Annotated in this window: 24 protein-coding genes and 2 tRNA genes; 14 read left to right on the plus strand and 12 right to left on the minus strand. The window is 61.6% G+C overall.

Translation table 11 applies throughout. From position 1 onward, the window contains the following. Positions 1-2 precede the first annotated feature (2 nt). Genes paaB through Q5H92_RS18705 form a run of 4 tightly spaced genes read left to right on the plus strand, consistent with a single transcriptional unit; the run spans position 3 to position 2,775 of the window. Positions 3-290: a 1,2-phenylacetyl-CoA epoxidase subunit PaaB gene (gene paaB / locus Q5H92_RS18690; protein WP_190928204.1), complete on the plus strand. Its 288-nt coding sequence runs from the start codon at positions 3-5 to the stop codon at positions 288-290. Between the two features lie 11 nt (positions 291-301). After that, complete coding sequence (gene paaC, locus Q5H92_RS18695) at positions 302-1,102, plus strand: 1,2-phenylacetyl-CoA epoxidase subunit PaaC (protein ID WP_305013078.1); 801 nt, start codon at positions 302-304, stop codon at positions 1,100-1,102. After that, positions 1,096-1,605: a 1,2-phenylacetyl-CoA epoxidase subunit PaaD gene (gene paaD, locus Q5H92_RS18700; protein ID WP_305013079.1), complete on the plus strand. Its 510-nt coding sequence runs from the start codon at positions 1,096-1,098 to the stop codon at positions 1,603-1,605. The genes paaC and paaD overlap by 7 nt, the downstream gene beginning before the upstream one ends. Before the next feature lie 9 nt (positions 1,606-1,614). Continuing rightward, the gene (locus Q5H92_RS18705; RefSeq protein WP_305013080.1) at positions 1,615-2,775 is read left to right on the plus strand and encodes a 3-hydroxyacyl-CoA dehydrogenase NAD-binding domain-containing protein; all 1,161 of its coding nucleotides are present in this window, start codon (positions 1,615-1,617) and stop codon (positions 2,773-2,775) included. 6 nt (positions 2,776-2,781) lie between these two features. Here Q5H92_RS18705 and Q5H92_RS18710 read toward each other — a convergent pair whose 3' ends face one another. From Q5H92_RS18710 to Q5H92_RS18720, 3 genes are all read right to left on the minus strand, one after another. Continuing rightward, a complete protein-coding gene (locus tag Q5H92_RS18710; protein WP_305013081.1) occupies positions 2,782-3,396 on the minus strand; it encodes a DUF6134 family protein in 615 nt (204 codons plus the stop codon). A gap of 83 nt (positions 3,397-3,479) precedes the next feature. Next, positions 3,480-4,448 carry an arsenosugar biosynthesis arsenite methyltransferase ArsM gene (arsM, locus tag Q5H92_RS18715; RefSeq protein WP_305013082.1) on the minus strand — a complete coding sequence of 323 codons (969 nt, stop codon included), beginning with the start codon at positions 4,446-4,448 and terminating at the stop codon, positions 3,480-3,482. Between the two features lie 164 nt (positions 4,449-4,612). Next, positions 4,613-5,410, minus strand: a complete 798-nt coding sequence (locus Q5H92_RS18720; RefSeq protein ID WP_305013083.1) for a DUF547 domain-containing protein — start codon at positions 5,408-5,410, stop codon at positions 4,613-4,615. A gap of 152 nt (positions 5,411-5,562) precedes the next feature. Between Q5H92_RS18720 and Q5H92_RS18725 the strand changes: the two genes are divergently transcribed. The 4 genes from Q5H92_RS18725 (at position 5,563) to arsS (ending at position 9,257) form a co-directional block, all read left to right on the plus strand. Further along, a complete protein-coding gene (locus Q5H92_RS18725; protein WP_305013084.1) occupies positions 5,563-6,255 on the plus strand; it encodes a TIGR04283 family arsenosugar biosynthesis glycosyltransferase in 693 nt (230 codons plus the stop codon). Further along, positions 6,255-7,250: an NAD-dependent epimerase/dehydratase family protein gene (locus Q5H92_RS18730; protein WP_305013085.1), complete on the plus strand. Its 996-nt coding sequence runs from the start codon at positions 6,255-6,257 to the stop codon at positions 7,248-7,250. Before Q5H92_RS18725 ends, Q5H92_RS18730 begins: the two co-directional genes overlap by 1 nt. After that, positions 7,243-8,082: an SDR family oxidoreductase gene (locus tag Q5H92_RS18735; protein ID WP_305013086.1), complete on the plus strand. Its 840-nt coding sequence runs from the start codon at positions 7,243-7,245 to the stop codon at positions 8,080-8,082. Before Q5H92_RS18730 ends, Q5H92_RS18735 begins: the two co-directional genes overlap by 8 nt. A gap of 128 nt (positions 8,083-8,210) precedes the next feature. Continuing rightward, the gene (gene arsS, locus Q5H92_RS18740) at positions 8,211-9,257 is read left to right on the plus strand and encodes an arsenosugar biosynthesis radical SAM (seleno)protein ArsS (protein ID WP_305013142.1); all 1,047 of its coding nucleotides are present in this window, start codon (positions 8,211-8,213) and stop codon (positions 9,255-9,257) included. Between the two features lie 152 nt (positions 9,258-9,409). On the opposite strand, the gene Q5H92_RS18745 is transcribed toward arsS, so the two are convergent. Next, positions 9,410-10,036 (minus strand): TIGR04282 family arsenosugar biosynthesis glycosyltransferase, encoded by a 627-nt coding sequence (locus Q5H92_RS18745; RefSeq protein WP_305013087.1) that lies wholly within the window; start codon positions 10,034-10,036, stop codon positions 9,410-9,412. A gap of 246 nt (positions 10,037-10,282) precedes the next feature. Here Q5H92_RS18745 and Q5H92_RS18750 point away from each other — a divergent pair, with 246 nt between their 5' ends. After that, positions 10,283-12,490, plus strand: coding sequence for a T9SS type A sorting domain-containing protein (locus Q5H92_RS18750; RefSeq protein WP_305013088.1), 2,208 nt, complete (start codon positions 10,283-10,285; stop codon positions 12,488-12,490). A 122-nt stretch (positions 12,491-12,612) separates the two neighbouring features. Continuing rightward, positions 12,613-14,796: a T9SS type A sorting domain-containing protein gene (locus tag Q5H92_RS18755; RefSeq protein ID WP_305013089.1), complete on the plus strand. Its 2,184-nt coding sequence runs from the start codon at positions 12,613-12,615 to the stop codon at positions 14,794-14,796. A gap of 77 nt (positions 14,797-14,873) precedes the next feature. Here the strand turns inward: Q5H92_RS18755 and galB are convergent, their stop codons facing one another. The 5 genes from galB to mutS form a co-directional block, all read right to left on the minus strand. Further along, positions 14,874-17,348 carry a beta-galactosidase GalB gene (gene galB / locus Q5H92_RS18760; protein ID WP_305013090.1) on the minus strand — a complete coding sequence of 825 codons (2,475 nt, stop codon included), beginning with the start codon at positions 17,346-17,348 and terminating at the stop codon, positions 14,874-14,876. Positions 17,349-17,529: 181 nt separating this feature from the next. Continuing rightward, positions 17,530-17,612: transfer RNA gene (locus Q5H92_RS18765), tRNA-Leu, on the minus strand. Between the two features lie 8 nt (positions 17,613-17,620). After that, positions 17,621-18,109, minus strand: coding sequence for an HNH endonuclease signature motif containing protein (locus Q5H92_RS18770; RefSeq protein ID WP_305013091.1), 489 nt, complete (start codon positions 18,107-18,109; stop codon positions 17,621-17,623). 52 nt (positions 18,110-18,161) lie between these two features. Further along, positions 18,162-18,237, minus strand: a tRNA-Gly gene (locus tag Q5H92_RS18775). A 131-nt stretch (positions 18,238-18,368) separates the two neighbouring features. After that, on the minus strand, positions 18,369-21,062 hold the full coding sequence (gene mutS, locus Q5H92_RS18780; protein ID WP_305013143.1) for a DNA mismatch repair protein MutS: 2,694 nt from the start codon (positions 21,060-21,062) through the stop codon (positions 18,369-18,371). A 250-nt stretch (positions 21,063-21,312) separates the two neighbouring features. On the opposite strand from mutS, the gene Q5H92_RS18785 reads away from it, so the two are divergent. Beyond that, positions 21,313-21,846 carry an RNA methyltransferase gene (locus Q5H92_RS18785; RefSeq protein WP_305013092.1) on the plus strand — a complete coding sequence of 178 codons (534 nt, stop codon included), beginning with the start codon at positions 21,313-21,315 and terminating at the stop codon, positions 21,844-21,846. 67 nt (positions 21,847-21,913) lie between these two features. Continuing rightward, positions 21,914-22,321: a hypothetical protein gene (locus Q5H92_RS18790; protein WP_305013093.1), complete on the plus strand. Its 408-nt coding sequence runs from the start codon at positions 21,914-21,916 to the stop codon at positions 22,319-22,321. A 130-nt stretch (positions 22,322-22,451) separates the two neighbouring features. On the opposite strand, the gene Q5H92_RS18795 is transcribed toward Q5H92_RS18790, so the two are convergent. Further along, positions 22,452-23,228, minus strand: a complete 777-nt coding sequence (locus Q5H92_RS18795) for a TerC family protein (protein WP_305013094.1) — start codon at positions 23,226-23,228, stop codon at positions 22,452-22,454. A 163-nt stretch (positions 23,229-23,391) separates the two neighbouring features. Further along, the gene (locus Q5H92_RS18800) at positions 23,392-23,883 is read right to left on the minus strand and encodes a YajQ family cyclic di-GMP-binding protein (protein ID WP_305013095.1); all 492 of its coding nucleotides are present in this window, start codon (positions 23,881-23,883) and stop codon (positions 23,392-23,394) included. A gap of 104 nt (positions 23,884-23,987) precedes the next feature. On the opposite strand from Q5H92_RS18800, the gene Q5H92_RS18805 reads away from it, so the two are divergent. Together Q5H92_RS18805 and Q5H92_RS18810 are read left to right on the plus strand one after the other, a co-directional pair. Further along, positions 23,988-24,449 carry a GNAT family N-acetyltransferase gene (locus Q5H92_RS18805; RefSeq protein WP_305013096.1) on the plus strand — a complete coding sequence of 154 codons (462 nt, stop codon included), beginning with the start codon at positions 23,988-23,990 and terminating at the stop codon, positions 24,447-24,449. 121 nt (positions 24,450-24,570) lie between these two features. After that, complete coding sequence (locus tag Q5H92_RS18810) at positions 24,571-25,053, plus strand: PaaI family thioesterase (RefSeq protein ID WP_305013097.1); 483 nt, start codon at positions 24,571-24,573, stop codon at positions 25,051-25,053. A 219-nt stretch (positions 25,054-25,272) separates the two neighbouring features. Here the strand turns inward: Q5H92_RS18810 and Q5H92_RS18815 are convergent, their stop codons facing one another. Then, entirely contained in the window at positions 25,273-26,271 is a 999-nt protein-coding gene (locus Q5H92_RS18815) for an NYN domain-containing protein (protein ID WP_369811164.1), read from the minus strand. Positions 26,272-26,606: the final 335 nt, after the last annotated feature.

Consider the following 26,606-nt stretch of genomic DNA (forward strand, 5'->3'; position numbering starts at 1 on the left):
AAATGAATCAGTCTGAATGGCCTCTCTGGGAGGTTTTTATCCGCAGCAAGCAGGGGCTTGACCACAAGCACGTGGGCAGCCTGCACGCCGCCGACGCCACCATGGCCGTGCAAAATGCCCGCGACGTGTACACGCGTCGCCTTGAGGGCGTGAGTATCTGGGTGGTGGAGTCAAAGCACATTCACGCCTCGAACCCCGACGACTCGGAAGCCTTCTTCGACCCGGCCGCCGATAAAGTCTATCGGCACCCCACGTTCTACGAAGTGCCGGATTCCATCAAACACATGTAAGCCCGCTGTTTATGTCTGCTCCCTTGCCCGAAACGCCGGCTACTTCGGTTCCCGCTGCGGCTTCTAACCAGCTATTTCCTTTCGTGCTACAACTGGCCGATACCAGCCTGATTCTGGCGCACCGCCTCTCGGAGTGGTGCGGTCACGGCCCCGTGCTGGAGCAGGATTTGGCCCTGGCCAACATCGCGCTTGACCTGCTGGGCGAAGCACGCAGCTACTACCAATACGCCGCCGAGCTCGAAGGCCAGGGCCGCACCGAGGACGACCTTGCTTACCTGCGCAGCGCCGTGGAGTACCGCAACCCGCTGCTGGTGGAGCAGCCCAACGGCGACTTTGCGCATACCATTCTGCGCCAGTTTCTGTTCGATAATTTCCACTACCACCTGCTGCGTAAGCTGAAGGATGGCCCCGATACGCAGTTGGCCGCCATTGCCGAGAAGTCGGTGAAAGAAGCCGCGTACCATCTGAAATGGAGCTCGGAATGGGTCATTCGTCTCGGCGATGGCACAGACGAGAGCCGCAAGCGTCTCGACAAAGCCATTGCCACGCTCTGGCGCTTCGGGGGCGAGCTGACGACGCCCACCGCCACCGAAACCGCCTTGCAGGAAATCGGCGTGCTACCGGACTACGCCGCATTGCTGGCCGAGATGCAGGCGCATACTGCGCACGTTTTTGCCGAGGCCACGGTGCCGCTGCCCGCGCCCGCCTTCGCCCAGCTGGGCGGCAAAACCGGCCGCCACACCGAGCATCTGGGCTACCTGTTGTCGGAGTTGCAGTACATGCAGCGCACCTATCCCGGCCTGACGTGGTAACGGCCGCTGCTCCCACCGAAGCCCGCGTCTGGCAGTTGCTGGAGGAAGTGAGCGACCCGGAAGTGCCGGTACTCAGCATTCTGGATTTGGGCATCGTGCGCGGCGTGAAAGTGACGGGCGAGCAAATTGCCGTGACCATCACGCCCACTTATTCGGGATGCCCGGCCATGAACGTCATTGCCACCGAAATCCGGCTGCGGCTGCTGGCGGAGGGCTACCAAAATGTGGTCATTCACAACCAACTCAGCCCGGCCTGGACGACCGATTGGATGTCGCAGGCCGGCCGCGACAAGCTAGAGGCCTACGGCATTGCCCCGCCGGTTGATGGCACGGCTACGGGGCACATGCTCAACTTGTTCGGCAAGGATACCGCCGTGCGCTGTCCCGTCTGTAAGTCGACGCACACGCACTTAGTAAGCCAGTTTGGCTCCACGGCTTGCAAGGCGCACTACCAGTGTGACGACTGTCTGGAGCCATTCGACTATTTCAAGTGCCACAACTAAGTTAAACGAATGACAATCGGAATTATCGGCAGCGGCGCCATGGGCGCGGGCATTGCGCAAGTGGTAGCCGTAGCCGGGCACGAGGTGTTTCTGCTCGACCAGAGCGCCGCGGCTTTGAAGAAAGCCACCACCGGCATCGCCACTGCGTTGCGCAAGCTAGCCGAAAAGGGCAAAATGCCCACCGAGGCAGCAGAAGCTGCCATCATCCGCGTACGCCCCACTTCTGATATGCAAGACTTTGCGGGCTGCGGGCTAGTACTCGAAGCCATTGTGGAGGAGCTGAGCGTGAAGCAACAGGTGTTCAAGCAAGTCGAAATGGTGGTTTCGGCCGACTGCATCCTGGCCAGCAATACTTCGTCGCTGTCCATTGCCTCCATCGCGGCGGCCTGCCAGCGGCCGGAGCGGTTTATCGGTATTCACTTCTTCAACCCCGCCCCGCTCATGGCGTTGGTGGAGGTGATTCCGGCGGTGCAGACGCGGGAAGGCTTAGCCGAGGAAATGCGGGCACTGGTGCAAAGCTGGGGCAAGCTGCCGGTGCTGTGCAAAGACACGCCCGGCTTCATCGTGAACCGCGTGGCGCGGCCCTTCTACGGCGAAGCCATCCGGCTGCTGGAAGAAGGCATGGCCGACATGGCCACCATCGACTGGGCCATGACCGAGCTGGGAGGCTTCCGCATGGGCCCATTTGCGCTGATGGATTTCATTGGCCACGACGTGAACTACCGCGTCACGGAATCGGTGTTCACCGCTTTCTTTTTCGACCCGCGCTTCAAGCCTTCCTTCACCCAAAAGCGCCTCTTCGAGGCTGGCTACTACGGCCGCAAGTCGGGCCGCGGCTTCTACAGCTACGCCGAAGGCGCCACGCCTCCTGAGCCCACCCGCGACGAAGTACTGGGCCAGCAGATTCTAACGCGCATCCTCGCCATGCTTATCAATGAAGCCGTGGATGCGCTGGCGCTCAACGTGGCCTCAAAAGCCGACCTGGAACTGGCCATGACCAAGGGCGTAAATTACCCCAAGGGCCTCCTGGCCTGGGCCGATGAGTTGGGTTTGCCGCAGGTGCTGGGCACGCTGGATGCGCTCTATGATGAGTACCATGAGGACCGGTACCGCGCCAGCCCGTTGCTGCGCCGCATGGTGCGCGCCGGGCAGACGTTTGCCGAGTTGTAGCGCGTATCACGGCAGCAGCCGGATGATGAAGTTTTTAAGCGGGTTCTTCTTGATGATGGTGACCAGCTGGCCGTTGGCGTACTGGTACTCGTCCTCGCGGCCATCTCGCACGGCCCGAATGGTGCCGTCTTTGGCGCGGCTCAGGGCGAAATAATCGCCGAAATACTCTGCGAAAGCACGGGTTTGATTGGCCGGCTCGGCGAAGAACAGGTTGGTGACGGCGTAGCGGATGGGCTGCTTCTCGGTGGCTTCGTAGTGGTGCTTGTACTGGTCGGCGAGAATGGTGTAATGGTCGCCTTTCCACTCGGTGCGCGACTGGAAATCGCCTTGGTTGGTGTGGGCTTCGACGGTGGAGAGCAGGAGTTGGCCGTTGCGGAAGCGGTTCATCACCTGGTAGTAAATTTTCAAGTGGTAGAAGAGGAAGTTCACTTTCACGTCACTCACCAGCGTGTACACTTCCTCCGGGCCAGTTGGTGGCTGGCGCGTAGCCGTCATGGTGCCCACGCGCAGGCCGGCCACTTCAATGGCGTAGCGGCGCACCTCGGCGGCGGGCTTGGCCGACTGAGCCAGACTAGCTAACGGAAGCGCGCAGAGGCTGAGCAGCACGGGTAGCTTTCGCATGAGTTATGGCAACAAAAAAGAACGTCATGCTTCGACTAGGCTCAGCATGACGTTCTGAAAAAAAAGTTTAGAAAACCAGCTACCTAGCAGCAGCCGCCGCCGTCGTAGTGAAAAGTCGAAGGCGACACGAAGATGTCGTTGCGGCCCAACGCCAGCAGGGCGCCGGCGGTTTTGTCGCACACGGCCAAGGGTTGATTGGCCATGAGGACGTGGCCTTTCTGGTCGTCGAACAGTTCTTCGCCGCCGTAGTAAATGGCCGTGCGGCCCGTGAAGATGCATGGCCCATCGGCTGGCATGGGGTCTTTGATGGCGCACACTTCCACGCTTTCGATATAGATGAGCTCATCGGTGGCGTAGTGACTGGGGGCCAGCACGCGGTAGGCGCGCTTGGCACGCACTTCCACCGTGCCGAAACCCACTTCGGTAATCATGTTCAGGTACTCCTGCAGCGGCAGCGAGCCGGTGAGGCAGAGGGCGCGCAGGCGCTCGTCGGCCCGCAGTTCGTCGCTCATGGGCTGCTCGCAGGTGGGGTCCGACATCACGAGGCGGCCGTGGGGCTTGAGCACGCGGTAGGTTTCCTGCAGGGCGCGCCGCAGGTCGTCGGCTTTGAAGATGTTGAACAGGCAGTTCTGGGCGGCCACGTCCACGCTTTCGTCCTCCACGGGCAGGTGCAGGGCGTCGCCGGCGCGCAGGTCGATGAACTCGCTCCGGAACCAGTCGTTTTCCTGCTCGGCGGTTTCCATATTCTGGCGCGAGGCTTCCAGCATCTCGTCCACCACATCGACGCCGATGACGGCGCCGGGGCGGCGGCTGAAGTAGGCAAATTGCAGCAGCTCCATGCCGCCGCCCACGCCCACGTAGAGCACGGTGGGCGAGTTGGTGAGGTCGCGCGGGTTCACGGTGCTGCCGCAGCCGTAGTTCATGGCCAGCATGCGCTTGGGAATGCTCAGGCCGGGCAGCTGCCACACGGGGTTGGTGGTGCAGCACAGGCCCACCTGGGGCTCCTGGGCCGCCTGGCGGTACACGTCGGCGGTGGTATCGAGGTAACTCATTTAGTGGAGATTGTAAAGCGCGTTTGTGATGTTATTCAAGGGACAGAACGTCACGCTGAGCGAAGTCGAAGCATCTCTTCCGTATCAGTAATTAGTTACTCTCGCGGTAGAGATGCTTCGACTGCGCTCAGCATGACGTTCTTGATAATTCTGCCTTCCTGCCCTTACTGCTGGTTCAGCTTCCAGTTGTAATCGAGGTAGCTGATGGGCGTTTTCTCGTCAATCTTGGTGGTGGAATACTTGTTTACCCATTTCGCCACCGACTGCCCGTTTTTGGTCCAGTCGCCTTTGTACCAGTCGAAATACTTGGAGAGTTGGGCACCGCTCTTGCCAATCTTGTTTTTGGCCGGATTGTTCAGAAAATCGCGGCCTTGGTCATCGAGCTGGGCGTCGAGTTTGGCGGCGGTGTAGGCTTCGTTGCGCAGGCGCGGGCAGCTCATAGAGGCGCACACCAGCGCGAAGTGGATGCGCGGGTCGTCAAATTTCTTGCGCAGGGTGCCGTGTTCGATGTTGTCGAGACTCATCTTCTCGCCGCCGATGCTGAAAAACTTGATGGCCCAGGGCGTGGTGACGAACGGGATTTTGATTTTCGAGCCGATGTCCTTGATACTTTCCACCGGGTAGTGGTCGAGGATGAGGCGGATGGTGTAGGCGTTGTAGGCGTTTATCCAGAAAGCCATCTGTTCCTGCTTGCTGGCGCTGCTGGCGGGCTTGTTCTTGCTCAGCAGGTCGAGGTATTGGTTGAAGGTCTTTTCATCGGCTTTGAAACCTTTGTAATCGACCAAACCTTTGTCGTTGACGTGTTTTTTGAGCAGCTTATCAAAAGCTGAATGGTCGACGGCCGTGGTGGCACCGGGAGCCACGGCAGCGGCCCGGGGACCAGCCGCAACCACCGGAATGGCCGGAGCCAAAACCGCCGCGAAAGTGCTGGCAGTCAGAAGAAAAATGGCATTTTTTTTCATAATCAAGGTTGGTGACCGGAATATACGCGCGGAGGCCACGAAAAAGATTGACCTTAGCCACACGCACCGACCCCATCCGTGCGTACGTTCCGGAAAACATCCGCGCCAAGTTTGCCGAAAAAGCCGGAAGTTGCGCTTCCTTTCCCACTGCCATGACGTTCAGCGTTATCATCCCCACTTTTAACGAAGCCCCCAACATTGCCCGGTTGGTGGCCGATTTGCGCCGCCACGCCCCAGCCGGCGCGGTCGAAATTCTGGTGGTGGACGCCCCCAGCCCCGACGGCACGGCGTCGGTGGCCAGCCAGGCCGGCGCTACCGTATTGGTCAGCCCCCGGCCCGGCCGCGCCGCCCAGATGAACCACGGCGCCGCCCATGCCACCGGCGACATCCTCTACTTTGTGCACGCCGATGTCGGCATTCACCCCGATTTCGTGGCCACCATCCGGCAAGCGGTGGCCGATGGACACGAGGCCGGCTGCTACCGCTTCCGCTTCGATTCGACGCACCCGCTGCTGCGCATCAACAGCTACGGCACGCGCTTCAAGGGCATCATGAGCCGCGGCGGCGACCAGACCTTGTTCATTACCAAGGCTTTATTTCAGCGACTGGGGGGCTTTAACGAGCGGTTTGTCATCATGGAAGATTTCGAAATCATCCGGCGCATCCGGCGCGTAGCCTCGTTCTACATCGTGCCGCAGGACGTGGTGGTATCGGCTCGTAAATACGAAACCAACAGCTGGCTCCGCGTGCAGCTGGCCAACCTCACGGCCTTCACCATGTTCTTTCTAAACGTAGCGCCGCCGCGCATCGCCCGCACCTACAAGGCCCTGCTCAACTACCGCTGATGCCGGGCCCCGTACTCGTAACCGGCGCCAACGGCTTCCTGGGACGCCATTTGGTAGCGGAACTGGTGCGGCGCGGCCACCCCGTGCGGGCGCTGCTGCGGCCCGGCACCGCACCGCCCTTCCCGGCCGAGTGGAACGTGGAGTATTGCGAAGAAGACCTGGCCCGGCCCGCCAGCCCGGCTCGTTTACTCTCCCTAGTAGCCGGCTGCGAATCCATTATTCACGCGGCGGCGCTGGCCCAGGTGAACCCGGCGCGCAACCCAGCGGTGGGACTCATGAACATCGGCGGCACCGAGAATGCACTGCGCCTGGCCCGCGCTGCTGGCGTGAGACGCTTCGTGTACGTGGGCACGGCCAACGTTTTCGGCTTTGGCACGCGGCAGCAGCCCGGCGATGAAACCCGACCGTATGCCGGCCAGCGCTACGGCCTCGACTACATGGACAGCAAAGTGGCCGCCACGGAGCTAGTGCGCCTGGCCGCCGACGAGGGCCTGCCGGCCGTGCTGGTCCATCCCACCTTCATGCTGGGGCCGGGCGACGTGAAACCGACTTCCAACGCGCTGCTGCTGGAACTGTACCATGGCCGCCTGCCCGGCTACCCGCCCGGCGGCAAAAACTACGTGCACGTGCGCGACGTGGCCGTGGCTACCGTGAACGCGCTGACGATGGGCCGCGTGGGTGAGTCGTACATTTTGGGCAATGAAAACTTGAGCTACCGCGAAGCATTCACGTTGTTCAGCAACTGTTTAGGCGTGGCCGCGCCGCGCTGGCCCATCCCGTCGGGCGCGGCCACAATCTACGGGCAACTCTGCGACGTAAAGACTTGGCTCACCGGCCGGTCGGCCCAATTGAATGCGGCCATGGCGGCCGTAGCTAACGACGGCCATTACTTTACGGCCCGGAAAGCCGTGGCCGAACTGGCCCTGCCCCAAACTCCCATCATCGAAGCCGTTGCCGAATCCTTTGCCTGGTTTAAAGCCCACCACTATGTCTGATGCCGGGCCGGCCGGTCGCCGCGGCCCATTTGCCGGGCAGGTGGCCATTGTCACGGGTTCCGAGTCGGGCATCGGCCGCGAAACCGCGCGCCTGTTGTGCGAAAGCGGCGCCGCCGTGGTGCTCAACGGCCGCAACGCCGAGCGCCTGGGCCAAACCCGCGCCGCTTTGGAAACTGCGGGTTTTACCGTGGCTAGCTGCGTGGCCGACGTGACCGATTACGCGGCATGCGAACTGTTGGTAAATACGGCCATTGATGCCTTCGGCCGGCTCGACATTCTGGTGACGAATGCCAGCATTTCACAGCGGGCGTATTTCGCCGATATGCAGCCCGACGTATTTAAGCAGGTGATGGACAGCAACGTGTACGGCTCGGTGTTTCCGCTGAAGGCGGCGCTGCCGCATTTGATAAAGGCCCGGGGCAGCGTCACGTTTATTTCCTCTATATCAGCCCTGAATGGCATGCCCAGCGGCTCGGCCTATTGTGCGGGCAAGGCGGCTGTGGCCAACCTGGCCCACACCCTGCGGCTGGAGCTGGCCGACACGGGCGTGCATTTCGGGGTTGTGCACATCGGCTTCACCCAGAACGACCCCGAAAAGCGCGTGCTGGCCGCCGACGGGCAGCCCGTGCCCATTGCCCACCGCCCGCCGCGCTGGCAAAAAACCCAGGCCGAGGTGGCGGCCATAATCGTGCGGCACATCCGGCGGCGGCGGCAGCGCACCGTTATTTCGGCGCTGGGCCAGCTCATCGTGCTGGTGCACACGTACTTTCCCCGATTCGGCGACTGGGTGGTATTGACTACCATTCGGCGGATGCGACATTTCTATGAATGACGGGGTTGGTCAATCTGTGGGCGTCGGCTTTTTCGTAAGGTTCGGCAGTCGGTCTCATCCAATAACTTGCTAAGGTTTTTACGGTTGCGCCTTTGCCGCACTATCCAGGTTCATTATTAATCCGCATGATTAAGTCCCTCAAAGCCACTGGCAACCAGCTCGCCGATTCTGCTTTCCAGCTCACTGTGCTGCGCCGCGAGGTGGCCGAGACACTACACCTACCGCTTTTCCACGAGAAGCTGCGGGAGGCGGCGCTGTTTCCGCTGACGCCCGTGGCGCCGGCCGTGCTGCAAATCAACGTGGGCAAAATGTGCAACCAGGTGTGCAAGCACTGCCATGTGGACGCCGGCCCCGACCGCAAGGAAATCATGACCCGCGAAACGATGCAGTACTGCCTCGACGCGCTGGCCCAAACCGACATCCCGACGGTAGACCTCACCGGCGGTGCGCCCGAGATGAACCCCGATTTCCGCTGGTTCGTGGAGGAAATCAGCAAGCTGGGCCGCAAGGTGCTGGTGCGCTGCAACCTCACCATCATCGTGGCCAACAAGAAATACCACGACCTACCCGAGTTCTTCAAAAAGCACGGCGTGGAGGTGGTAAGCTCCCTGCCCTTCTACAGCGCCGCCAAAACCGACAGCCAGCGCGGCGACGGTGTGTTCGAAGACTCCATTCGGGCCCTGAAAATGCTGAACGTCGTGGGCTACGGCCAGCCCGGTTCGGGCCTGGTGCTGAACTTGGTGTATAACCCCGCCGGCGCTTTCCTACCCGGCTCGCAAAAGGGCCTGCAAGACCAATTCAAGAAGGCACTGATGCGCGACCACGGCATCGTGTTCAACGAGCTGTTCGCCATCACCAACATCCCCGTGAGCCGCTACCTCGATTACCTGATTGAATCGGGTAACTACGCGGGCTACATGGAAAAGCTGGTCAACGCCTTCAACCCCGTGGCGGCGGCTGGCGTAATGTGCCGCAACACCATTTCGGTAGGCTGGGACGGCGACCTCTACGACTGCGATTTCAACCAGATGCTGGACCTGCATGTAGCCAGCACCGTGCAGCACATCCGCGATTTTGACGCCGCCGCCCTGGCCCAGCGCCCCATCGTCGTCAACCAGCACTGCTACGGCTGCACCGCCGGCAGCGGCTCCAGCTGCGGCGGTACGGTGGCGTAAGGATTTTTTGTTGGAATAAGGAAAAAGAACGTCATGCAGAGCGGAGCGAAGCATCTCGCTTGTGGTAGTGACTCAGTCGATTGGTTTACTACCACAAGCGAGATGCTTCGCTCCGCTCTGCATGACGTGCGCGTTTACCCCAAATAGTCGTTCTACCGCCCCCGCCACCTATCCAAATCCCGCCCTGAGTCCACGTCGTGCAGCATCGGCAACTGCGCCACGCGGAGGCCCAGCCGGGCGGCATCGGCCAAGGTATCGGATAGCACGGTGGCAGTGCTCCAGTTTTTGTTGATAAATATTTCTGCCTGCAACTCCCGCATTCCCAGCAGGTAATACCCGCCGTCATCGGCCGGGCCCACCACCATGTCGTGGGTTTCGAGCGCCTCGAAAGCGACTTGCAGCAACGCGGGCGTCAGGCCGGGGCAGTCGGTGCCGATGATGACGACGCGGGTGGCACCGCTGGCAAAGGCTTCGCCGAAGGCGTGGTGCATCCGCTCGCCGAGCGACTCGACGGCTGGTTGCGCCCGCCAGGGTAGGCCGGGCCATTCGGTGCGGGGCTGGGCAGCATCGGCGGCGGCAGGGGCTTCGGCCAGCCACACGGTGGCAGGCACGCGGGCGGCGGTGATGGCCGCGGCGGTGATGCTTAACAGCTCGCGGTACACGGTCAGGGCAGCTTCGGGGCCAATGTCGGCGGCGAGGCGGGTTTTGACGCGGCCCAGTACGGGCTCGCGGGCGAAAACGAGGAGGTGGTTTAAGCTGAAATCAGGGTGTGTCGGCATGAGGGTAGCGGCTGGGTAGTGGGCGGCAAGCTAGGGCCAACGGCGGGTATAACTCCGCAATAATTGCTCGGATAAAAAATTTATCGGAATTATGGAACCAAAATTGCGGAAGGAATAAATACAACAGCATAGCACTAATATCCTGCTTCAAACCCCTGAATCCGGGATTGGTCGGTGCTGCAGGCGGCTAATGCCGCGCTCTTTTCTATTCACCATTTTCTTTTCACCTCTATTTTCCTTTCACACATGAGAAACCGTTTACCCCTGATTCTTTTGTTGCTTCTGGCCGGCCTGCTGGGCAGCGCACCCGTGGCCTGGGCCTCCCACCTGCTGGGCGGCGATATGACTTACGTATCGCTGGGCAACAACCAGTACCGCGTCAAGTTTCGCCTCTACCGCGACTGTTCGGGCATCGCGCCCACCACTTTTGACCTGAACTGCAAAAACAACGGCTGCAGCTCCACGGCCACGGTGCAAGCCACGTTTGTGCAGACCGGCTCCGTACAGGCAGGCAACCCTTTCTGCGCGGCCGTGTCGGCGGGGCCGTGCCAGGGGCCCGCGGGCCTGCCCAGCTACGATGTGTATGAGTACCTGGCGTCGGTCACGCTGCCGCCCGGGCAATGGATTTTGAGCACCAGCCAGAGCGCCCGCCCGGCGCTGGCCAACATCGTGGCTGGCGACCTGTACGTGGAAGCCACCCTCGACAACCGCAACCAGGGCACCACGGCCGTGGCCAACAACTCGCCCCAGTTCGACCCGCAGGACATTCCGATTCAGTACGTGTGCTGGAAGCAGCGCACCACCATCACCTACTCGTCGACCGAGCCCGATGGCGACTCGCTGGTGTACTCGCTGGCCGCCCCGCTGCAGGCCTGCGCCACGCCCGTTACTTACAATGCCTACCCGAGCATCGCGCCGGTAATCACCCAGTCACCGGGGTGCACTTTTACCTTTTCGGGCCAAGCCAGCGGCACTTACAGCCCTACCTATCCCATTCAGCTAGGGCTGGACACGGTGGGTACCTGCCCGCTGAGAACCGGCGTGGTGCGGCCGTTTGTTTTCAACCAGCAGGCGCGCACCATTACGTTCACGCCCGGCATCTACAATTCTGCCACTAGCCCGGCCAGCGGCGCCAACAAGTACCAGATTGCGGTGCTCATCACCGAGTACCGCCGCATCAACGGCGTGCGCCGCGTCATTGGCACGGTGCGCCGCGAGGCGACCCTGATTGTGATGGACTGCGGCACCAACGCCACGCCCAACCCCGTGCAGTCTAACCCGGTGACCATCAACTCCGGCACCAATGTGGTGAACACCGCCGACACGACGCGGATTGACGTGCGCAGCTGCAACTACTCGCGCGTGGAGCTCAACTTCACCGACCCCGACAACATCCGCACCCCCAGCGCCAACCAGCTGCTAACCGTGACGCTGCCCGCCAACATCAACACCGACCCCAACCTGCTCGACTCGGGGGATGTGGGCTCGTTCAGCCTCAGCGGCAATGGCACTACCAATCCCAAGGGCGTGTTCTTCTTCCAGCCGTCGCCGGCTACGGTTGGGCGCATTATCCGGCTCAATGTTCGCGTCGAAGACAACGCCTGCCCGGTCAAGGGCGTGCAAAACCGCGTAATCGTTATTCGCGTGCTGCGCGGCAATTTTGCCATGGTGAGCCTGAATAACCCGCCGGTGCTGTGCCTGGGGTCTTCTACGGTGCTACAGGGCCGGGTGCTGCGCCCCGATTCGATTCGGCGCATCGTCACCAACACGACGCAGGCGCAGCTGTATTCCTTCCAGTGGACGGCGAGTGTGGGCGGCAACGGGCTGCCGGCCGTGACCAACACGCGCGACATCGCGGTGAACCCCACCGTCACGACCCGCTACCTGCTGCGCATTTCGCCGGTTCTCGGCTTTGCCCAGGGTGTATGCGGCGACACCGCTTCGGTGCTGGTGCGCGTGCTACCCGCCGTGGCGCCCCCCGTGGTAACGCGCAACGGCCTGACCCTGACCAGTAGCTACGCCACCGGCAACCAGTGGTTCCGCAACGCGCAGGTAGTGCCCGGCGCCACCGGCCAGAATCTGACAGTGAACAATAGCGGCACCTATACTGTGCAGGCCTACGTGGCCGGCTCGCAGGGCAGCTGCGTGTCGCCGGCCTCGGCGGCGCTCACGGTGCTTTCGGCCGTGCGCGCCCAGCCCGGCACCAGCCTGAGCGTGGTGCCCAACCCCACGCCCGACGGCCGCCTGCAGGTCACGCTCACCGGCTACGCCCAGCCCGTCACCCTGACGGTGCTCGATGCCCTGGGCCGGAAAGTATCGGCTGCGATGGTGCCCGCGCCCAACCCGCAGGGCAGCACGCAGGAGCTGAACCTGAGCGGCTGCGAGGCCGGCCTCTACCTGCTGCAGGTGCGCACCGCGTCCAGCCTGGAAGTGCGCCGCATTGTGCGGCAATAGCACGGCGGCGCTTTCGGGGCCATCAGGCTTTGGCTTGAAGCAAGGCGGTGCGACGGAACCATTAGGCGTTTCGCCGCACCTGCCTGCCGTAGTGCATTTTTCCTTCTTTTCCGATTTCAACCATGAGATACAAGCTACTACTTCTTGTTTGGCTGTTGATGGGGCTGGGGGCTGTTTCCGAGGTGCGCGCGTCGCACCTGCTGGGCGGCGACCTGACGTATGTCTCGCTCGGCAATAATCAATACCGCGTCAAGTTTCGCCTCTACCGCGACTGCTCGGGCATTGTGCCCCTGCCCTTTACCCTGGAATGCCGCAACGGCGGCTGCAACGCCACGGCCACGCTCACGGCGCCGCTGGTGCAGCAGGGCGCCGTGGAAATGGGCAATCCGTTCTGTGCCGCCGTTTCGGCCGGGCCGTGCCAGGGGCCGGCCGGGCTACCCAACTACGACCGGTACACGTACCAGGCCACCGTTACCCTCGCCCCCGGCAACTGGGCGCTGAGCGTGGGCACCTCGCAGGACTACCGGACCAACATGACCAACATGACGGGCAACGACCTGTACGTGGAAGCCACCCTCGACAACCGCAGCCAGGGCACCACGGCCGTGGCCAATACTTCGCCGCAGTTCGACGCGCTGGACATTCCCATGCAATACGTATGCTGGCGGCAGAACACGACCATCACCTTCCCGGCCACCGAGCCCGACGGCGATTCCCTGGCTTATACGCTGACAGCGCCGCTGCAAGCCTGTGGCACGCCCGTGCGGTACACTTCGGTCAGCCTGCCGCCGGTGCTGGCGCCGGTTTCGAGCCCCAGCGGCCCGTGTTTTTTCAACTACCCGGGCTCCGGCGCCATCTACTTCACGCCCACCAACCCCATTTTGCTGGGAGTGGACACCCTAGGCCGGTGCCCGTCCCGGACGGGCGTCACGCGCACCTTGTTTTTCAACCCGCAGGCGCGCACCCTCACCTTCACCCCGGGCATTTTGAACGCGAATACCACGCCCGGAGCAAACCAATACCAGCTGGCTATTCTGGTTACCGAGTACCGCCGCATCGGCGGCGTGCGCCGCGTCATCGGCACGGTGCGCCGCGAAATGACGGTGGTGGTGGCCGATTGCAATGGCAACAGCCTGCCCAATCCACCCACGGTAGGCAGCAACCCCAACCTGCCCGATACGACCCGGATTGACGTGCGTACCTGCAGCTACACGCGGGTCGAGCTCAGCTTCACCGACCCCGATAACCTGCTCACGCCCAGCGCCAACCAGCACCTGACCGTGACGCTGCCACCCAACCTCAACAGCGACCCCAGCCTGTTTGGCGCTCCCGACGTGGGCACGTTCCGCCTCACGGGCAACGGCAGCACCAACCCCAAGGCGGTGCTGCTTTTCCAGCCCTCCCCTACTGCCGGCGGCCGCGTCATTCGCTTCAACCTGAAAATTGAGGACGACGCCTGCCCCGTCAAGGGCGTGCAAAACCGGGTAATTATCATTCGGATATTCCGGGGCAATTACGCCCAGATAACACCCATTTTGCCTCCTCCGCTTTGCCAGGGCGCCAGCATGGTGTTGCAAGGCCAGATACTGCGAACCGACTCGGTCCGGAACTTCACCACCAACACCTCCCAGCTGCAGCCCTATGCTTACCAGTGGACGGCCAATGCCGGCGGCAACGGCCTGCCGGCCGTCACCAACACGCGGGACATCGCGGTGAACCCCACCGTGACGACGCGCTACTATTTGCGCGTGACTCCGACGTTGGGCTATACCACGGGGTGCGGCGATACCACGTCGGTGGTAGTGCGTGTGCGGCCGGGCGTGACAACGCCCGTCATCACCCGCAACGGCCAGACCCTGACCAGCAGCTACGCCACTGGCAACCAGTGGTACCTCAACGGGCAGCCTATTCCCGGCGCCACCGGCCAGAGTATCACCATTGCCAACGGCGGCACCTACACGGTGCAAACCGTAGTGGCGGGCCCAGCAGGCAGCTGCACCTCGCCCGCCTCGGCGGCCTTCACGGTGCTTTCGGCCCTGCGCGCCCAGCCCGGCACCAGCCTGGGCGTGGCCCCCAACCCCACGCCCGACGGCCGCCTGCAGGTCACGCTCACCGGCTACAGCCAGCCAGTGGCCCTCACCGTATTTGATGCCCTGGGCCGCCGCGTGGCCGAGGCTTCGGTGCCCGCGCCCAACCCGCAAGGCACCATCCAGGAGCTGAACCTGAGCGGCTGCGAGGCCGGCCTCTACCTGCTGCAGGTGCGCACGGCCACTAGCTTGGAAGTGCGCCGCATCGTGCGCCAGTAGCGCTGTCAAGCGAGTTTAATTAACGCAAAAGCCCGGCTGCTTCTTTAGCAGCCGGGCTTTTTGCGTTGCTCAACGGATTATTTCGCGCCCACTTTCAGCTGCAGCGTGCCGGCTTGCAGCCCGGGGGCCGTCACTTTCAGCACGGCATCACCGGCCTTGTTTGCGGCCTGCACAATGGCGACCAGCTGGCCGTGGAAGGCGTGCATCTGGGGCTTATGGAACAGCTCCAGGCTGGTGGGGTCGCCGTTGCCCATGGCGCGGAAGCTGCCCGCACCGCTCACGCTTACTTGCAGTTGGTCGGCGGCGTCGGGGCAGAGGTTGCCCTGGGCGTCTTCCACGCGGGCCGTCACGTAGGCCTGGTCCTGGCCGTCGGCGGAGAGCTTGGTGCGGTCGGCCACTAGCTTGATGTGGTGGGGCTTGCCGGCGGTGTGCAGGGTTTCTTCCCCCACGGCTTTGCCCTGGGCGTCGTAGGCCACTACTTTGATGGAGCCGGGCGCGTACTTCACGTCGTTCCACATCAGGCGGTAGCGCGTCTGCGGCTGGTCAGACTTTGTCTTGGTTTGGCGGCCTTGGCTCACGCCGTTCACAAATAGCTCGGCCGAGGGCTGGTTGGTGTAGCAGAACACGGGCGTGGTCTGGCCTTCGCGGCCGGGCCAGGTCCAGTGCGGCAGCAGGTGCAAGGTGGGCGCGGTGGGGTTCCAGCGGGCGCGGTAGAGGTAGAACCGGTCCTTGGGCATGCCCGCCAAATCGAGAATGCCGAACATGGAGCTGTGCGAGGGCCACTTCTCGTCGTAGGGCGTGGGCTCGCCTAGGTAGTCGAAGCCCGTCCACACGAACTCACCCAGCACGTTCGGGATGTCGTCCTGCTTCACAAACTCCTCGTCCGGCGTCTGCGACCACACGCAGGCTTCCAGGTCATACGACGAGCACTGGTTATCATCGTATTGCTTCTGCTTGGCCCGCACCACCGGAAATTTATACACCCCGCGCGAGCTGATGGTGGAGGCCGTTTCGGAGCCCAGCAGGAAGCCCTGGGGCAGCTTGCTCAGGGCGTCGGGGTATTGGTAGGGCTTGTAGTTGAAGCCGGGAATGTCGAGCATGTTGGCCATGCCGTACTTGAAGTCGTCGCCGTAGCGGTCCATGCCCGCGGCCACGGGGCGGGTGGGGTCTTCGCGGTGCACGATGTCCTGCAAGCGCTTGGCGATGATGGGGCCGTTGGCGTTGCTCTGGTCGGGCACCTCGTTGCCGATGCTCCACATAATCACCGACGGGTTGTTGCGGTCGCGGTGCACCATGTTCACCAAGTCGCGCTCCGACCACTCGTCGAAATACTGGCTGTAGCCGTTTTTCACCTTCGGCGCCTTCCACTCATCGAATGCCTCCACCATCATCATGAAGCCCATTTCGTCGCACAGCTGCACCAGCTCCGGGGCCGGCATGTTGTGCGAAGTCCGGATGGCATCGCAGCCCATGTCCTTCAGCAAAGTCAGCTGCCGGCGCAATGCCGCCACGTTGATAGCCGCGCCCAGCGGCCCCAAATCGTGGTGGTTACACACGCCCTTGAACTTGCGCGGCTGCCCGTTCAGCGAGAAGCCCTTGCCCGGCTCAAACTTGAACGAGCGAATGCCAAAGCGCGTGGTGTAAGTGTCCTTCAACGTCTGCCCCGCATACAGCTTCGACGAAGCCGTGTACAGCACCGGCGTTTCCGGCGACCACAGCTTCGGCTGCGGCACCTGCAAGGTCTGGTCGAATTCCGGCGTGCCCGCCGCGGCCAGGTTGCTGGTGCTGGTGGCCACCACCTTGCCCGCCGCATCCTTGATTTCGGTCACGAGGCGCAGCGCCGGGCGGGCGCCGCCAGCGGCCACTTGGGTGCGCAGCTTCACAGTGGCCGATTGGGCGGTGATGTCGGGCGTGGTGAGGTAGGTGCCCCACACCGGAATGTGCACGTCGTCGGTCACGATGAGGTGTACGTTGCGGTAGAGGCCAGCCCCGGGGTACCAGCGCGAGGCTTCCGACTGGTTTTTCAGGCGCACGGCCAGCGTGTTGTCGCCGCTGGCTTTCAGATAAGAGGTGATGTCGAAGGAGAACGAGTTGTAGCCATAAGGCCAACTGCCCACTTCCTTGCCGTTCACAAACACATGCGCGTCGCTCATCGCGCCATCAAACAATAGTACGGCCCGCTGCCCGGCTTTGAAGCCCGGCACCGCCAGTTTCCGCCGGTACCAGCCCGTGCCGATGAACGGCAGGCCGCCCGTGCGCCCGGCCTTTTGCGTGGCCTTCTGCTCCTGGTTCTGCTCAATCTTCACCGTTTGCAGGTCGTTGTTGCCGTCGAAGGGCCCGTAGATGGCCCAGTCGTGCGGCACGCGCACCGTCTGCCACCCGGCGTCCTTAAAATCGGGCTTGGCCGCATCGGGCTGCTCGCCTTTGGCGAATTTCCAGTCCGTGGTCAGCAGGTATTCCTGCCGCGTTTGGGCCGAAACTAACAAAGCCGTGGAAGACAAAACGAAGGTGGCCAGTCCTCCCAAAGCCCGGCGGCCAAATGATGCGCTCATACGATTTGCAATTGATGAAGCCGGGCACAACGTTCGTTTGCCCAGGCCAGCAAAGGTCCGTTTTCTTCCCGGAAGCCACAAGACAATCGTTTGTGTAAATCAAAAGCAAACCGGCCAACAGCCCTCGTAGCCCGCCGGCAACAAAAAAGGTCTTTCATCAACTGATGAAAGACCTTTCCAGTACCAGAGACGGGACTCGAACCCGTACTCCCTTTCGGAAACGACAGTTTAAGTGTCGCGTGGCTACCATTACACCACTCTGGCATAAACAGTTACCTCATTTTCCTGCTTTGATTTTTGCCACGGTAATTTCCCATTAAGGCATGGCAATTAGGGCAAAGCACCTGCAAGTTAGTAAGTCGATGGTCATTGTTGATTCCATTAGCGTGGTGGAGCTCTAAGGGAATAGGCTGCTGTTGCCACTCGGCCAAGCCGCAGACTTCGCATTTGGGTTCCTTTAGCCAGTGCTCAATCAAGCGGTTACGCAGTCGATAAGTTGATGTGTAAGTAGAATTCTCAACCAAGATATTTTCCCAGGAAAATGCCGGGCCCAACATGCGGTACCGCGCCCCCTGGTTCCAGGCCGCTCCCGTAAAATGGCTGGTATCCAGTCCCAGCCGGGCGATGCGTGCATTCACCGTTTTGTAGTGCCGCCGGCACCAACCCGCGATGCGGCCCAGCACCTGCGCCACCGACAGGCTTTCGGCCACGGCCTCCCGGAACTCGTCATCGGTGCTGAAGCATTTGCGGGTGGCGGCCATCGGATTGGGCTAAAACAAAAAACGCTGCCCGAAGACAGCGTTTTTTACTTTTTGGAGCGGGAGACGAGGTTCGAACTCGCGACCTCGACCTTGGCAAGGTCGCGCTCTACCAACTGAGCTACTCTCGCAGGGGGTTCAGAACAATTTTCGTTGTGCTGAATGGTGCGACAAAGGTAGGGCGATTTTTTGAGGATGCAAGTAGCAGGTGCGGAAATTTCCGCTCCTGGGGCCTTTCTGCTTCATTTTCAGCCCGAAAAATTTAACCTTTCCCTAACGTCAGCTTCAACTCGTTCAACTTCATCAGCGCTTCAATGGGCGTGAGCGTGTTCACATCCAAGTGTTGCAGCAGTTCGCGGATGCGTTCCAAGGCCGGGTCGCTCGGCTCGAAGATGCTGAGCTGGGCGCGCGGCGCGGTCGCCACGGCCGCCGTGGCGCGGGGCTGCGGCGTGGCGGGCTGCCGGGGCGGCGGCACCGCAATGCCCGCGCGGCTGCCATTGCCATTCGGCTCAATGCCGGCCAGCACGTCGTCGAACTCGGTGGGCACGCCATCCTCGGCGCCAGCGCTGGTGCGCTCCACTTCCAGGTGATGCATGATTTCGTTGGCCCGCAGTACCACCGAGGTGGGCATGCCAGCCAGCCGCGCCACGTGGATGCCGAAGCTGTGCTCGGAGCCGCCGGGCTGCAGCTTGCGCAGGAAGAGGATGCGGCCGTCGGCCTCCTTCACGGCCACGTTGTAATTGCGCACGCGGGGGCAGTCGTCGGCCAGCTGGTTGAGTTCGTGGTAGTGGGTGGCGAAGAGGGTTTTGGCCTTGGCCTTCGGGTTGTTGTGCAGGTGCTCCACAATGGCCCAGGCGATGCTGATGCCGTCGTAGGTGCTCGTGCCGCGCCCGATTTCGTCCATCAGCACCAGGCTGCGGTCTGAGAGGTTATTCAGGATGGAGGCGGTTTCGGTCATTTCCACCATGAAGGTGCTTTCGCCCTTGCTCAGGTTGTCGGAAGCGCCCACGCGGGTGAAAATCTTGTCGATGATGCCCACCGTGGCCGCGTCGGCGGGCACGAACGAGCCAATCTGGGCCAGCAGCACGATGAGAGCCGTCTGGCGCAGTAGGGCGGATTTCCCGGCCATGTTGGGACCGGTTATCACCACAATCTGCTGCTCGTCCTGGTCGAGGCAGATGTCGTTGGGGATGTAGCTTTCGCCGGGCGGCAGCTGGCGCTCGATGACGGGGTGGCGGCCGGCTTTGATGTCGAGCAGGGTGCCGTCGTTCACCACGGGCTGCACGTAGCGCTGCTGCCGCGCCGTGAGGGCGAAGCTAGCCAGGCAGTCGGTCACGCCAATGGCGCGGGCGTTCTGCTGGATTTGAGGCACAAAATCCAGCGCGGCCAGCACCAGGTCATTGTAGATTTTCTGCTCGATGACGAACAGCTTTTCCTCGGCGTTGAGGATTTTCTCCTCGTAGGTTTTCAGTTCCTCGGTCACGTAGCGCTCGGCGTTCACCAGCGTTTGCTTGCGAATCCACTCGGCGGGCACCTTGTCTTTGTGGGCGTTGGTCACTTCGAGGTAGTAGCCAAAAACCTTGTTATAAGCCACTTTCAGCGACGAGATGCCGGTGTTGCGCTGCTCGCGCATCTGGAGCTGCAGCAGGAAATCTTTACCCGAGAAGGCCAGCGCGCGCAGCTCGTCCAACTCAGCATCAACGCCCGAGTTCAGCACGCCGCCCTGGTTGGTGAGGATGGGCGCGTCGGGCTTGATTTTGGTGAGAATTTCCTGGCGCAGGGTGGCGCAGGGGTTGAGCTGGTCGGCCAGCTTCACCAGGGCGCGCACGCCGGAGGCGGCCAGCCGCTCGCGCATGGGCGCCACGGCTTCGAGGGCGCGGGCCAGCTGCAGCAGCTCGCGCGGGTTCACGCGGCGCACGGCCACTTTGGAAATCAGGCGCTCCAGGTCGTTTATCTGGCGCAGGTGCTGGGTGAGGTCGCCGAGCAACTCCTCATCGGCCACCAGCGCGGCTACGGTATCGAGGCGGCGCTGAATCTGACTTACTTCCTTGAGGGGCAGCACTATCCACTTGCGCAGCAGGCGGGCGCCCATGGGCGTCAGGGTCTGGTCGAGCACGTCGATGAGGGGCACGCCGCCGGGGTGCTGGGCCTGCACCAGTTCCAGGTTGCGCACCGTGAAGCGGTCGAGCCACACGTACTTGTCCTCCTCCAAGCGGCCGAGGCTGGCGATGTGCTGGATGTCGGTGTGCTTGGTTTCGGCGAGGTAGTGCAGAATGCAGCCGGCCGCAATGACGCCCTCTTTCAGGTTGTCGACGCCGAAGCCTTTGAGCGAGGTAGTTCGGAAGTGGCGCGTGAGAGTGTCGTGAGCGTAGTCGGCACCGAAAACCCAGTCGTCCAGCGCGTAGGTGCAATAGTCGGGGCCGAAGGTTTGCTCAAACTCAGAGCGGCTTTTCTTGCAGAACAGCACCTCGGCGGGGCTGAAATTCTGCATCAGCTTGCCCAAGTAATCGAGCGTGCCCTGGGCGGCCAGAAACTCGCCAGTGCTGATATCGAGGAAAGAAATACCCGCTTCGGTTTTGCCGAAGTGAATGGCGGCGAGGTAGTTATTCGAGCGACGTTCGAGCACGTTGTCGTGCATGCTCACGCCGGGCGTTACCAGCTCGGTGATGCCGCGTTTTACCAGGCCTTTGGCTTCCTTGGGGTTTTCGAGCTGGTCGCAGATGGCCACGCGCTGGCCGGCGCGCACCAGCTTGGGCAGGTAGTTGTCGAGCGAATGGTGCGGGAAGCCCGCCAACGCCACTTCGCTGCTGCTGCCGGCGCCGCGCTTGGTGAGCGTGATGTCGAGAATGCGGCTGGCCGTGACGGCATCCTCGCCGAAGGTTTCGTAAAAATCGCCCACCCGAAACAGCAATACCGCGCCCGGATGCTGCTGCTTGAGCTGGTAATACTGCTTCATCAGCGGCGTTTCACTCACGGCCGGGATGGGCACGGTGAAGTGGTCGGGGCCGACGGACTTGATGACGAATTCTTTTTTGGGTGCAGGCAAGGCAACGGCGCGCGACCTTTGCAGGGCGCAGCATTTTGATGTGAACAAGGAAAAGGCAGCAGCTTCCGCAGTTGCGGAGGCGGCTTGACGAAACGCATCAAACCCGCCGGCCACCCCATTTTAAACCGACAAAGCGAACCGCAAAGTTCGCGCTATTTTCATGCGAAAACTTACAATGGCCGAGCTGAACCGGGCCTCGGTCGATGACTTCAAAAGTACGCCTAAAAGCCCCGTGGTTTTGGTGCTCGACAACGTGCGCAGCATGCACAACGTGGGGGCCATTTTCCGCACGGCCGACGCCTTTGCGCTGGAAAAAATCTACCTCTGCGGCTATACGCCGCGCCCGCCGCACCGCGAAATCACCAAAACCGCGCTGGGCAGCGAGGAATCCATGGCCTGGGAATACGCGGCCGAGACGGTGACCGCCGTGGCCGCCCTCAAAGCCGCCGGCTACCAAGTGGCCGCCGTGGAGCAAACCACCGACAGCGTACTGCTGCCCCAGTTTCGGCCCGAGCCCGGCCGCCCCCTGGCCCTGGTGCTGGGCAACGAAGTTTTCGGCGTGGAAGACTCCGTGCTGGCGCTGTGCGACGTGGCCGTGGAAATTCCTCAATTTGGCACCAAGCACTCGCTGAACGTGGGCGTGGCGGCCGGCGTGGTGCTTTGGGATGCGCTGGTGAAGCTGGGCGTGGTATAGGGGGTTCGTCGCTCGCGCCCGCCAGGCCCCTCCGACAACCATTGCCATGAACAGCGGTTGGACTGCCATGTCCACTCCCGAATTTTCCCGCCCCGACGCCGCCCTGCTAGCCCTGCGCCCCCTTGTGCCTATCGAAACAACCGACGCCGAGGGCACTGTCGGCGCCTTTCTGCACACCACGCTACGGCCCGTGCTCAAGCTGCAAAACGACCTGTTGCTGGCCGTAGTGGCCGATTTTGTGCGCGACCACCACATCGCCCTGCGCCCCACCGACCAGCACCACCAGCTCGCCGAGCTGCTCGGCCGCAACACCAAGCTGCGCTACACCGTGGTGGGCCTGATAACCGGCCAGTTCACCACCGAAGAGTACGCCTTCTACCGCCCGCACCGCGCCGAGCTGAACCGTCGCCTGCTGGAAATGACCCTGCGTCGCGTGCTCGACCAAGCCGACGCCGTGGTGGCTCTGGCGGCTTGAGCAGCCTAATAAATTAGAACGTCATGCTGAGCTTGTCGAAGCATCTCTACCGCAACAGTAATTTGGTTTACTTGAGCGGTAGAGATGCTTCGACAAGCTCAGCATGACGTTCTTTTTTTAACAACGAACCTTAGTCGTACTGCGAATCGCGCAGCTGCACGGGCTTGCTCTTCGATTTCTTGCGCAGGCGCAGGTTCAGCAACTCTACTATCAGCGAGAAGGCCATGGCGAAGTAGAGGTAGCCTTTCTCAATTTCCTTGTGGGCGGCCTCCATCACCAACATGAAGCCAATCATGATGAGAAAAGACAGCGCCAGCATTTTGATGGTGGGGTTGTTGTTTACAAAATTGGCCACCACTCCACTGAAGCTCAGCATGATGCCCATGGCGCATATCACGGCCGCAATCATCACCAGCACGTTATCCACGAGGCCCACGGCAGTGAGAATGGAGTCGAAGCTGAACACGATGTCGATAACCACAATCTGGGCGATGATGCTCATCATCGAGGCATTGCCGCCCTTGCCCACTTCTTCTTCTTCCTCTCCTTGCAGCTTGGTATGAATCTCGGTGGTGCTCTTGTACATCAGAAACAGGCCGCCGGCCAGCAGAATCAGGTCGCGCCCGGTCACGCCAAACGGCTGGTCGAGCCACGGAAAATCGGGCAGATTGAACAGCGGATTGCGCAGGCTCACAATCCAGGAAATGCTCAGCAGCAGCCCGATGCGGAACAGCAGCGCCAGCAGCAGGCCAATGGTGCGGCCCCGCGCCTGCTGCTCCTTGGGCAGCCGGTTCACGACAATGGAAATGAAAATGATGTTGTCGATGCCCAGCACGATTTCCATAAACGTGAGGGTCAGCAAACTAACCCAGGTAGCCGGGTGGGTAAAGGCCGAAAAATCGTACACTTATTTTAAATGAAGAATGAGGAATAAATGGAAAGCGTGCTTGTCATGCTGAGCACAGCGAAGGACCTTATCGCGCCGGCGCCGATGACATTACAGCATCTGTGGTCAGCGTGATAAGGTCCTTCGCTGTGCTCAGCACGACAGAGCGGCGGCCAACCGGCAATTAGGATTTCATGTTCACGAACTGCAGCGGCAGGCCGATATCGGCCTTGCGCAGCACCGCGATGGCGGCCTGCAGGTCGTCGATTTTCTTGGCCGACACGCGCACCTGGTCGTCCTGCATCTGGGCCTCCACCTTTACCTTGGCATCTTTGATGGCCTTGATGATTTTGCGGCCGAACTCCTTATCGACGCCGGCGCGCACCTTGATGGTTTTCTTGATAAGCTGGCCACTAGGCTGCTCGTCGGCCGTGAAATCGAGGCTGGTGCCGTCGATGCCCTGTTTTACCACGCGGCCGAGCAGGATGTCTTCCAGCGCCTTGATGCGCATGGAGTTTTCCGACGACAGCAGGATGGTGTTTTCCTTTTTGTTGAGTTCGATGCCGCCCTTGGTGTCGCGCAGGTCGTAGCGGGTCTGGAGTTCTTTCTGGGCCGTGTTCACCGCGTTTTCCAGGGTTTGCGGGTCCACTTTGCTCACGATGTCGAAGGAGGCCATAGCGGGAAGAGAAGTAGTTTTGGAACAAGAAACCGGCCGTAGCCGGGGCGTAAAGGTAACGCGGCGCACCGGCCGGGGTTGCGCCTCATCTTCATTCTTTCCTCATGAGCTCCGTTCCCACCGTTCGTCCGCCGCGCACGCCCGCCGAGTGGGCCGCCTACTACCACCTGCGCTACGCCGTGTTGCGCCAGCCCTGGCAGCAGCCCCCCGGCTCCGAGCGCGTACCGGCCGACGACGAGCCCGGCACCATCCACGCGCTGCTTTTGGCCAATGAAGCTACCGAAACGCCCGTAGCCCTGGCCGTAGGCATGTTGCAGCCCACCGGCGACAGGCAGGGCCAGGTGCGCTTCATGGCTGTGGCGCCGGAGGCGGCGGGCACTGGCTTGGGCCGCGTGGTGGTGGCGTATCTGGAAGCGCAGGCCCGGGCGGCGGGAATCACCGAAATCGTGCTGCACTCGCGCGAGGCAGCCGTACGCTTCTACGAAAAGCTGGGCTATGCCGTAGTGGAGCCATCGCATCTGCTGTTCGGCGAAATCCAGCATTTTCTGATGCGGAAGCAGTTGTAGGCCGATGCGGCAACGTAGCTGGCTGGTCGTGCGTCACCAAAAAGAGTGACCCACTTGAGTTCCGTCAATGCCCGGCATTTTTCACCAAACTTGCTGCCCGAAACCGCTTCACGTCCTTCCCATGTCCGAATCCCACCCGCCCCGCCCCGTGCCCGAGTTGGCTGCCATGGTGGCCGCCTACAACCAGATGAACCACTACGGCCGCGCCAACGGCATGGCCCTCACTGTGCCCGAGCCCGGCCGCGCCGAATATCGCATGACCGTGCGCGAGGAGCACCTCTCCTCCCCCAACACCTGCCACGGTGGCGTACTGGCCGGCCTGATGGACGCAGCGCTGGGCGCGGCGGCCCTCACCCTAGCCTTTACTAAGGGCGAATTTGTTTCCACTGTCGAGTTCAAGATGAACTACTTACACGCCGTGCACCTGTACGATGCACTGGTGGCCCGCGGTGTGGTCGACCACGCCGGCAACTCGCTGGTGGTGAGCAGCTGCGTTATCTACCGCGTGCAGGAAGGCCAGGAAGATGTGGCCGTAGCGCGCGGCATGGGCACCTTCAACCGCTACCCGGCCAACAAGCGCGACTTCGCGAAGCTGGTGATGTAATTGAAGCCGCCCGTCATTGCGAGTAGAGCGCAGCGCAACAATCCATCCGTCAAAACCAGATACGTCCTTTTATCAGACAGCCTTTATTGGAAAGCAAAAGCCCCGGCACTGCGCAGTGTCGGGGCTTTTTCACATTAGAAGGCTGGTCGCTGAGAACAGGACGGATTGCTTCGCTCCGCTCGCAATGACAGGCGACGCTGTGCCATGACAACCGAATTCCTACAGCTCGGCTGAGGCGTGCATGCTTACGGGCTCGTACTCGTCGTCGCCGTCAGCCATTTGCGGGGCGGGCACTTTGCGCACATTGCGGGCGCAGTCCTCATCGCGGTGGTTGCGGCCCACCGTGAATTCCACCCAGTCGCCTTCGCGTAGGTCGTTGAAGTCGCCCTCGGTCAGGTCGGCGTAGCTGAAGAACAGGTTGTTCGGGGGCATTACCACGAAGCCGAAGCCATTTTTCAGGTTTTTGATGGTGCTCATGCCAAGCGTGCCCACGGGGCCGGCGGCGGTGGGGCCGGTGGGGCGGGCCAGCTTGGGCGCGGCAGCCGTGCTGGGCGCGAAGGCGGCGGGCTCGGCCTGGTTCACAAACAGGGCTTCCACTACTTCGTCCTGCTGCTGCAGGCCGCGGTCGATGACGTCGTGCATGGCCACCGGGTAGGTCACCTGCTCCAGCAACTGCTGTGAGGCGCGCGTGACGCGGGTTTCGCCCTTGAAGTCTTCGTATTTGAAGTCCCAGTTCAGCAGCATCACGCGGGTGCCCACGGTGTTGAGCTTGCGGATGAGGGGCACGTAGTCGGAGTCGCCGGCGATGAGCACGACCACGTCGAGGGTTTTGTGCAGGGCCAGCTCGAGGGCTTCGAGGCTGAGCCACACGTCGATGCCTTTTTCTTGGAGGCGGCCGTCGCGGGTTTTGAGGGCCATGTAGTGCGTTTGCACGCCCAGGTTCATAAGAATATCGTCGAGCAGGCGGTCGTGGAACAGGCGGTCCTTGTCGCGGGCTTCGGTGGCGGAGAGACGGCCGCGGAAAAAGTGGGCGTCGGTGATTTGTGCCAGGCGCACGTCCACGTCCTCTTCTTCGGCTACTTGGTGGCGGATGTATTCGTGCAGTCCTTCGAGGCTAATACGGGCCTTGCGTTCGTGCTGGAAATAATAATAGTCGCTGATTTTTAGAAAATAGTTGCCGTCATAGAAGACACCAACCCGAATCAAAGGGCTGTTCATCTGGTTCATGATTATGGAATGGGGTAAGGTTAGAAAAAGTGTTTCGTTGAGTGGGACAAGGTGTTAGGAATGAAGCAGAAAGGCCATTGATACCACGGCGCCGAAGCCCCATCGTACCGTGTGCCAGCCAGAATAGTAGTAGTGAGAAGCGGGGCCGAACCTATTACAGTGGCCGGCGGCTAAAAAAGGCTAAATTAATTGTATCGTAAAGGAATTGACAAGTGGACGTAGTCGACTGAAAACGCTGGATAGTAGCACGTCTCAGATTGAATACGGCCGTAATTTGTCGGCATATCTGCTGCGAAGCTAATGGTCTTGGCCGACTTATGCAACAG

It is taken from the genome of Hymenobacter mellowenesis, from assembly GCF_030581005.1.
GTDB lineage: Bacteria > Bacteroidota > Bacteroidia > Cytophagales > Hymenobacteraceae > Hymenobacter > Hymenobacter mellowenesis.

Excerpts from the sequence above, each read along its gene's own strand:
- Q5H92_RS18800 (WP_305013095.1), bottom strand. The coding sequence starts at position 23,883 with ATGGCCTCCTTCGACATCGTGAGCAAAGTGGACCCGCAAACCCTGGAA.
- Q5H92_RS18725 (WP_305013084.1), top strand. The coding sequence starts at position 5,563 with ATGACGTTCAGCGTTATCATCCCCACTTTTAACGAAGCCCCCAACATT.
- Q5H92_RS18785 (WP_305013092.1), top strand. The coding sequence starts at position 21,313 with ATGCGAAAACTTACAATGGCCGAGCTGAACCGGGCCTCGGTCGATGAC.
- Q5H92_RS18755 (WP_305013089.1), top strand. The coding sequence starts at position 12,613 with ATGAGATACAAGCTACTACTTCTTGTTTGGCTGTTGATGGGGCTGGGG.
- Q5H92_RS18730 (WP_305013085.1), top strand. The coding sequence starts at position 6,255 with ATGCCGGGCCCCGTACTCGTAACCGGCGCCAACGGCTTCCTGGGACGC.
- Q5H92_RS18720 (WP_305013083.1), bottom strand. The coding sequence starts at position 5,410 with ATGAAAAAAAATGCCATTTTTCTTCTGACTGCCAGCACTTTCGCGGCG.
- Q5H92_RS18750 (WP_305013088.1), top strand. The coding sequence starts at position 10,283 with ATGAGAAACCGTTTACCCCTGATTCTTTTGTTGCTTCTGGCCGGCCTG.
- Q5H92_RS18710 (WP_305013081.1), bottom strand. The coding sequence starts at position 3,396 with ATGCGAAAGCTACCCGTGCTGCTCAGCCTCTGCGCGCTTCCGTTAGCT.
- Q5H92_RS18705 (WP_305013080.1), top strand. The coding sequence starts at position 1,615 with ATGACAATCGGAATTATCGGCAGCGGCGCCATGGGCGCGGGCATTGCG.
- arsM (WP_305013082.1), bottom strand. The coding sequence starts at position 4,448 with ATGAGTTACCTCGATACCACCGCCGACGTGTACCGCCAGGCGGCCCAG.
- Q5H92_RS18770 (WP_305013091.1), bottom strand. The coding sequence starts at position 18,109 with ATGGCCGCCACCCGCAAATGCTTCAGCACCGATGACGAGTTCCGGGAG.
- Q5H92_RS18815 (WP_369811164.1), bottom strand. The coding sequence starts at position 26,271 with ATGAACAGCCCTTTGATTCGGGTTGGTGTCTTCTATGACGGCAACTAT.
- Q5H92_RS18745 (WP_305013087.1), bottom strand. The coding sequence starts at position 10,036 with ATGCCGACACACCCTGATTTCAGCTTAAACCACCTCCTCGTTTTCGCC.
- Q5H92_RS18790 (WP_305013093.1), top strand. The coding sequence starts at position 21,914 with ATGTCCACTCCCGAATTTTCCCGCCCCGACGCCGCCCTGCTAGCCCTG.
- Q5H92_RS18735 (WP_305013086.1), top strand. The coding sequence starts at position 7,243 with ATGTCTGATGCCGGGCCGGCCGGTCGCCGCGGCCCATTTGCCGGGCAG.
- galB (WP_305013090.1), bottom strand. The coding sequence starts at position 17,348 with ATGAGCGCATCATTTGGCCGCCGGGCTTTGGGAGGACTGGCCACCTTC.
- paaB (WP_190928204.1), top strand. The coding sequence starts at position 3 with ATGAATCAGTCTGAATGGCCTCTCTGGGAGGTTTTTATCCGCAGCAAG.
- Q5H92_RS18805 (WP_305013096.1), top strand. The coding sequence starts at position 23,988 with ATGAGCTCCGTTCCCACCGTTCGTCCGCCGCGCACGCCCGCCGAGTGG.
- mutS (WP_305013143.1), bottom strand. The coding sequence starts at position 21,062 with ATGAAGCAGTATTACCAGCTCAAGCAGCAGCATCCGGGCGCGGTATTG.
- paaC (WP_305013078.1), top strand. The coding sequence starts at position 302 with ATGTCTGCTCCCTTGCCCGAAACGCCGGCTACTTCGGTTCCCGCTGCG.
- Q5H92_RS18810 (WP_305013097.1), top strand. The coding sequence starts at position 24,571 with ATGTCCGAATCCCACCCGCCCCGCCCCGTGCCCGAGTTGGCTGCCATG.